This window comes from Streptomyces sp. NPDC002793 (genome assembly GCF_040295485.1).
Classification (GTDB): domain Bacteria; phylum Actinomycetota; class Actinomycetes; order Streptomycetales; family Streptomycetaceae; genus Streptomyces.
On the sequence record NZ_JBEOVL010000096.1, the window covers coordinates 1 to 7,614 of the forward strand.

The 7,614-nt window shown below is 67.2% G+C and carries 2 protein-coding genes and 1 pseudogene; all 3 read left to right on the plus strand.

The genetic code is table 11. The annotated features are described in order from the left end of the window. Positions 1-205: 205 nt before the first annotated feature. Positions 206-1,274, plus strand: a pseudogene (locus tag ABT001_RS35410) (ISAzo13 family transposase); the annotation flags it as partial. Between the two features lie 256 nt (positions 1,275-1,530). Further along, a complete protein-coding gene (locus ABT001_RS35415; protein ID WP_351285755.1) occupies positions 1,531-6,273 on the plus strand; it encodes a DUF6531 domain-containing protein in 4,743 nt (1,580 codons plus the stop codon). Between the two features lie 9 nt (positions 6,274-6,282). Next, positions 6,283-7,284 (plus strand): hypothetical protein, encoded by a 1,002-nt coding sequence (locus tag ABT001_RS35420; RefSeq protein ID WP_351285757.1) that lies wholly within the window; start codon positions 6,283-6,285, stop codon positions 7,282-7,284. Positions 7,285-7,614 lie beyond the last annotated feature (330 nt).

Genomic DNA, 7,614 nt, shown 5'->3' on the forward strand with positions numbered 1-7,614 from the left:
CGTGGTCGGTGACGGCTGGGAACAGCCTGGGACCGGTGAGCACCAAGTCCCCAGAGCATGACGGCAAAAGCCACTCGGAACTCCTGACGAAATGATCCTCGAAATGGTTGGATCACTCCGGGACTGACCATCCGGGGGTTGGAGTGGCTAAGGGCTTGCCGGAAAACAAGTCGTGGCTTCCGGCTGTGGGGCTCGTTGGTCTGGTATGGGGAGACCGGAGGGGATCGAGGCCGTTCTGGCGGCGAAGTTCCAGGTGTTGTTGCCGCATCCGGACGAGCGTCAGCGTCGGCTGGCCATAGGGGCGGAAGCACTGTCGCTGGGGCATGGCGGCATCAGGATCGTCGCCGGTGCAGCCGGGGTCCGGGAGGCCACGGTCTCGCGTGAGGCGGCTGAACTGGACTCCGGTCAGGCTCCGTTGGGGCGGGTGCGCCATCCCGGCGGAGGGCGGTAGAAGGCGGCCGAGCTGGACTCTGGGCTGCGGCCGGCACTGCTGGCGCTGGTCGAGCCCGACGAGCTTGGCGACCCGATGTCGCCGCTGCGCTGGACGACGAAGTCGACCCGGAAGCTGGCGGCGGAGCTCACCCGCCAGGGGCACCGGGTCTCCGCCGACACCGTCGCCGGCCTGCTGCGGGAGGAAGGCTTCAGCCTGCAGGCCAACGCCAAGACCATCGAAGGTGCCCAGCGCCCCGACAGGGATGCCCAGTTCCGCTACCTCAACGAGCAGGCACGAGATCACAGGGACGCCGGTGACCCGGTGATCTGCGTGGACAGCAAGAAGAAGGAGCTGATCGGCGACAACAGGAACGCCGGGCACGAATGGCATCCCGCAGGACAGCCCGTGAGGGTCAAGACGCACGACTTCCCCGTCCAGGCCGAACTCGACAGCGGTGAGTACCCCACCGGCATCCGCGTCAGCGACGACGAGATCGCCGCCCTGCCCATCACCCGCCACCGCTTCCACGGCGACTGGAACTACACCCTCCGCCCCCAGCGCCCGACGGACACGGCGACCACCACCAGCACACAGGACGAGGCCCTGGCGGACGGACCGGCCCGCCTCACGCAGCGTGCGCTACAGGACCCGGAACTGACCGGGCATGACCCGCCGACAGCTCAACGAACTCATCGACGTGCTGACTCCAGCGATGGAGATTCAACGCGAGCAAGTGCTCCGCACCCGCAGAGGCCACAAACGCCTGGTGGCCCCTGGCACAGGAGCCAAACCCAAGCTCACCTCAGCCGACCGGGTCCTGGCCACCGTGCTCCACCTGCGCAGGACGCCCGTCGATCTCCCTGACGGGAACCAGCCACAAGATCCCATCTTCGAGGTCGACGAAGATGCCGGAACTATGCCCGTCGCACGGGCGCGGCCACCCCGGCGAGCAAGAGCACGTGCACGTGCAACATCAACGGGATTCGCGTGGTCGGTGATGGCTGGGAACCCCCTGGGAGCCGGCGCCCGCCACGTGGCATGCTGGTTGATCTTGCTGTTCGCTGAATCGTCTTGGTGCAAAACGGGGGCTTTGCGTCGTGGGATACACAATTCCTGAGGGCGTCGACACGATGCTCGATGTCATCGGAGTCGGCTGGCCGAATGTCGACGAGGACGCGTACCGCGACATGGCTGACTCCTTGCGGGAGTTCGCGGATGACGCGGACGACGACGCCTACGCTGCGTACCAGCACATCCAGAAGCTCCTGGCGACCGGGCAGAGCGAGTCGTTGACCGCGCTGGATCGGCATTGGTCGAAGGTCCAGGGCAAGCACAAGGATCTGGCCAAGGCAGGACGACTCGTCGCCGGCGCGCTCGATCGGGTCGCGGACATCATCGTCGCCCGAAAGATCGCCGCGGTGGCCGAACTGGCCGAACTCTGCGCGACGATCGGAATCAGTCTCGCGTTCGCTCCCGTAACGGCCGGCCTGTCCACTCTGCTCGCCGGCGGCAAGATCGCGGCTACCCGTATCGCGTTCAAGCGGATCCTCAAGGAGATGGCCGAGATGGCCATCGAGGAGATCGTCACCACTCTGACCGAACCGGCGGTTGCCGCGATCGAGAACATCGTGGCCGACCTCGCGATCCAGACCGCGCTGAATGTCGCCGGTGTGCAGGACGGCTACGACTCCGGGCAGACCGCGCAGGCGGGCAAGGAGGGGCTCCAGCTGAACTCGGCGGGAGGCAGCGCCCCCGGCCCGGGCACAGGGGTGGAAATCGATCACGACGCACACGGCAAAGCAGGGATGCATCTTGCCGGGGTGCAGGTCACGATGGGCGACGTAACCCGCGGCAAGCTCAGCAAGGCCAAAGCCCACCACGGCCGCGCCAAAGGCAAGGACTCTCTCACCGCGGTCCTGGACACCACGATCGAGGGAGTGACCGAGAAGCTCGTCAAGGCGCTCGACGACCTCGGTGACCACGTCGGCAAGAAGGTGCCCGCCGCCCTCACCAGGAGCTCCAAGACCCACAAGGACACCGACCACGACATTCGCGACAGCATCAACAAGATCGACGACAGGAAAGGCAAGGACGACGGCAGCGCCGGCCGCCGCAAGATTGATCACGGCGGGCGCCGAGCCGGCCGTCCAGGGTCACGTCCCCAGTCGACGCGGGAGACGGTGGACAACCCCCGCGAGAAGTCGATTGCTCTGAACAAGCGCCTCTGCAAGACGGACCCGGTCGACATCGCCAGCGGCGAGATGGTCCTCCCACAGACCGACCTCTCCCTGCCCGGAGTCCTGCCCCTGGTGGTGCAGCGCTCACACATTTCGGGCTACCGCTTCGGAATGTGCTTCGGCCGCAGCTGGGCCTCCACCCTTGACGAAAGGTTGGAGCTGACCGGAAAGGATGCGGTGTGGGCCCGGGAAGACGGGTCACTGCTCGTATATCCGACGCTGCCTCCGCATGGTGGGGAGGACGTCCTTCCCTCGGAGGGCGACCGAATACCTCTCACTCACGCCGGGACCAACGCCCTTGGCGACATCACCTATACAACGCATGATCCGCTCCTCGGGCTGACCCGCCGGTTCACCGGCAACCCGTACCGCTCCGGCGGGATCTACTGGCTGACCGAGATCGAGGACCGCAACGGCAACGCCCTTCACATCGGCCGGAGCGACGAAGGATTCCCGACCACGCTCCTGCACGAAGGCGGATACCGCGTCCTGGTGACCACGGATTCCAGCATCGGCCGGGTCTCCGAACTGACACTGCGAACGCCCGAAGGGCCTGTGCGGGTGGCCGCCTACGGGTACGACGGTGAAGGCAACCTGGAGAGCGTCACCAACTCCTCGGGGGCACCTCTTCGCTTCGCCTACGACGCGAACAGCCGCATCACGAGCTGGACCGACCGGAACGACTCCACCTACCGGTACGTGTACGACACCGCCGGGCGGGTCGTCCGCACCATCGGCCCGGACGGATTCCTCTCCTCCAGCTTCGTGTACACCGATGATGCCCCGGACGGACGGGTCACGCGCTTCACCGACTCGACCGGGGCAACCACCGTTCTCCGCCTCAACGACCTGCTCCAGGTCGTGGCCGAGACCGACCCGAGCGGCAACACGGTCACCCAGAGCTGGGACCGTTACGACCGCATCCTCAGTCGCACCGATGCCCGCGGGCACACCACCACCTGGCAGTGGGACGACTCCGGCAACCTCACATCGGTGACCGAACCCGACGGATCCGTCACCACCGCCGACTACGACACAATCGGCATGCCCACCGCCGTGAGGGCGCCGGACGGATCCATATGGTTGCGCGAATACGACGACCGCGGCAACAACACCGCCCTCACCGCACCGGACGGCACGACGACCCGGTACCAGCACGACTCCCACGGCGGCATCGTGGCGATCACCGACCCGACAGGAGCCGCGGAAACCTTCCGTGCCAACGACGTGGGCCTGCCGGTTACCCGCACCGATGCCCTGGGCAACACCTACACGTTCGACCGCGACGCCTTCGGCCGTCCCGTCACCGTGACCGACCCCCTCGGGGGCGTCACTCGGCTGGAGTGGAGCATCGAGGGACAGCTGCTGCGCCGGGTGGAGCCGGACGGCACGGAGCTGACCTGGGCCTACGACGCCGAGGGTAACTGCCTGAGCGAAGTCCATCCGGACGGCGGGGTCACACATAACGAGTACCTGCACTTCGGCCTCCTGTCCGCCAAGACCGAACCAGGCGGCGCCCGTTACGAGTTCACCTACGACACCGAGCTCCGCCTCACGCACGTACGCAACTCCGTCGGCCTCACCTGGCGGTACGAACACGACGCCCTCGGCCGCGTCGTACGAGAAACCGACTTCGACGGCCGCACCCTCACCTACACCTACGACCCTGCGGGCAGATTCCTGGCCAGGACCAACCCGCTCGGCCAGACCGTCACCCACTGGCTGGACGCCGCCGACCGCGTCACTTCCAAAGACGTTGATGGCACCGTCACCTCCTATTCCTACGACCGGGCGGGCAACCTCGTCGCAGCCCGCTCACCCCACTCGAACCTGACGATGGAATACGACGGGATGGGGCGCCTGGCCGCAGAAACCGTCGACGGCCACACCACCCGCTACACGTACGACGCCGTCGGCCGGTGCACCGGCCGGGTGACGCCGGGCGGACTCATCACCACCGAGGACTACGACGCGGCCGGCAACCGCATACGCATGACCGTCGCCGGCCGCCCCCTCGACTTCACCCACGACGCCCTGGGCCAGGAAGTGGGCCGCACCACTGGCATAACCGGAGGTTCCCTGACCTTCACCACCGAGAGAGACCCGCTCGGCAGGATCCGCGACCACTCCCTGGCTACCCAAGGGCGAACCCTGCGCCACCGGGCGTACACCTACGACGGCGACCACCTGAAGGCGACGACCGACCGCGTCACGGGTCATACCCGTACCTACCTTTCGGACGCCCGCGGACGGCCGCTCGACATCGAGGAGCCCGGCTGGCGAGAGAGCTATCGGTATGACAGCGAAGGCAACCAGACCGACGCAGAGTGGCCCGACCGGGCGCCGCACCCGGAGTCTCGAGGTCTCCGCTCGTACGACGGAACACGGCTACGTACCGCCGGCGCACTGAGCTACACCTACGACGCCGCCGGCCGCATCATCGAGCGCCGCAAGAAGCGCCTGTCCCGCAAGCCTGACATCTGGCGCTACACCTGGGACGCGGAGGACAGACTGGTCTCCTGCACCACCCCGGACGGAGTGCTGTGGACCTACACCTACGACGCCCTCAGCCGACGGACCGCCAAACGGAAGCACGACGCCGATGGCCGCATCGTCGAGGAGACCCGGTTCACATGGGACGGCAGCCGTCTCGCGGAACAGACCGACAGCGCCACCCGGACCAGGCTGACTTGGGAGTACGAGGGCAACCGCCCACTCGTCCAGACCGAACACCGCATCGCCGCTCCGCCACCACGCAGCGCACCGAATGCCGAAGAACGACCGGACGCCGAGTCCGCCGGGTCCTACACCGACGCACGGTTCTTCGCGATCGTCACGGACCTCGTCGGAACACCCACCGACCTCATCGACGACGACGGGACCATCACTTGGCAAGGCCGCAGGGCCGAGTGGGGCAGCACCGCATGGAGCCGCACAGCCACCGCGTACACACCGCTCCGGTTCCCCGGCCAGTACGCCGACCCCGAGACCGGGCTCCACTACAACTACTTCCGTCACTACGACCCCGAAGCCGGCCGCTACGTCACACCGGACCCGCTCGGTCTCGCCCCCGCGGCCAACCCGGCCGGATACGTGCACGCCCCGTCCACCACGGCAGACCCCATGGGACTCGCGCCGTGCATGGACACCATGCTGGACCTCGCGACCAAACTCAACAACGTGCTTCCGGAAGGACAGGCACGCCAGAAGCAGGTCGTCGCCATCATCCACGCCGAGACTCCCGAAGGGCCGATCACCTTCGTTTCGGGAACCAGCAAGAGCAAGCTCACACCCGCACAGGTCAAGCTGGCCAAGTCGATGGGGCTGGTGCCCCTGCCCAACGACCAGTACCTGAAGATCCCCAAGGGCAAAAAGGGCGGCCACGCCGAACAGAACATCCTGCTGTTCCTCGACCGGATGAACCGAACGACCGAGGGCACCTGGCTGCCGACCCACGGCGCCGCCTCCAACAGCGTGTGCAAGGAGTTCTGCCACCCGGTCATCAGCGGCAGCAAGGGCGCCATGTTCGGCCTGGTGTACGAAAAGACACACGGGACACAGCAGAAACAGTTCTATTGGCCAGCACGACACTCACCAGGGTAGACAGAACACATGGAATACACGCCCCTTGCCGTCGAACTGCTCGCCGAGGACGAACTGCGGAACGTCGGCGAGGCTCTGGGACGCAACGACGGCTTCCTCGTTCGCAACGGCGCCTGCTGGCTAGTGAGCGAATCCGACGGCCAGATCCTGGTCGGGCACGTCGACGCGAACACCTCCCGCGTCTTTGCCCAGCAAGGCCGCTGGCCTTCACCGCGCCCGCAAGGCCACGGCTTCGCCTCCCCGCTTCCCGACGGCGGCCTTGCCGTGGCTACGGCCGGACTCGTGACGGCGTACGACGCGGACGGACACGTGCGCTGGACACACCGACTAGACACCTGGGACGACCCCCAGATCGCCTCGAGCGCCTGCACACCGGACGGAACCGGACATCTGCTCCTGGTCACCGCCCCCGGCCCCACGGGGAACGGCTCGTACGCGGGGGACCTCTGCCTCGCCCTCGACATCCGGAGTGGCAAGCCGGTGAGCCACACGGTCCTGCCGTCCGCCTCGGCCGGCTACGTCTTCCAGCAGTCGCTCACCGACCCTGGCCGCCTGCTCCTGGACGCCGCCCAAGGCGACACCTTCTACTCGCTGGCCGTCCGGGTCGAAGCCGGCGCACTCCACGCCGAACCAGTCGGGCTGGAGGATGAACCCTTCGCCGGCGTGAACCTTGGCACCGCCGCCCTCAAGCTCGACGTGGGCGGTGAATGGCTGGGCCTCTACCGAGCCGGCCTCCCCGACGTCAGCGCAGACGCGGAGGACGTCCTTCCAGAAGGAAAACGCTTCGTCGGCCACCGCCCGGGATTCCTCGACACGACCCGCGTCCTGGCAGCCGTAGCCGAAGAGCAATGGTCCGACGACGCCCAGCACCTCATCCTGGACGCCCTCTCACTCCAGCCCGTGGGAGAGCTCCACTACCCCGGCACGACCTGCCTCGACCCGCTGGCCCTCGGCGACGGCACCTGGCTGACCATCCACGACGACTCCGTCCGCCGCTGGCGAACCTTGTGAGAGCCACTCACCAAGCCGTGGGGCTCCGGCGCAGCACAGGCCACACAAGCGGCCTCATCGCCGACGTAGCCTCGTCGCACCACTGTCAGGACCAGGGGACCGAAGGCTGACCAGGACCTTCCCCTACCGACGGTGACCCGGATGTGAGGCTCCCGCCGAAGCGGGGGCCTCACATTTCCGCAGGTCAGGAGCCTGTCACAAAATTGAGTCGAAGGTGGGACTCCCGGAACGCGTCCGAACCGGCGCATGGCCGCGCACCTGCAGTCGATGCTGCCCGGGGTGAAGATCAACACCGGGCCCGAGCCCGGCCCCGACCGGGCGGCCTTCCAG

Excerpts from the sequence above, each read along its gene's own strand:
- ABT001_RS35420 (WP_351285757.1), top strand. The coding sequence starts at position 6,283 with ATGGAATACACGCCCCTTGCCGTCGAACTGCTCGCCGAGGACGAACTG.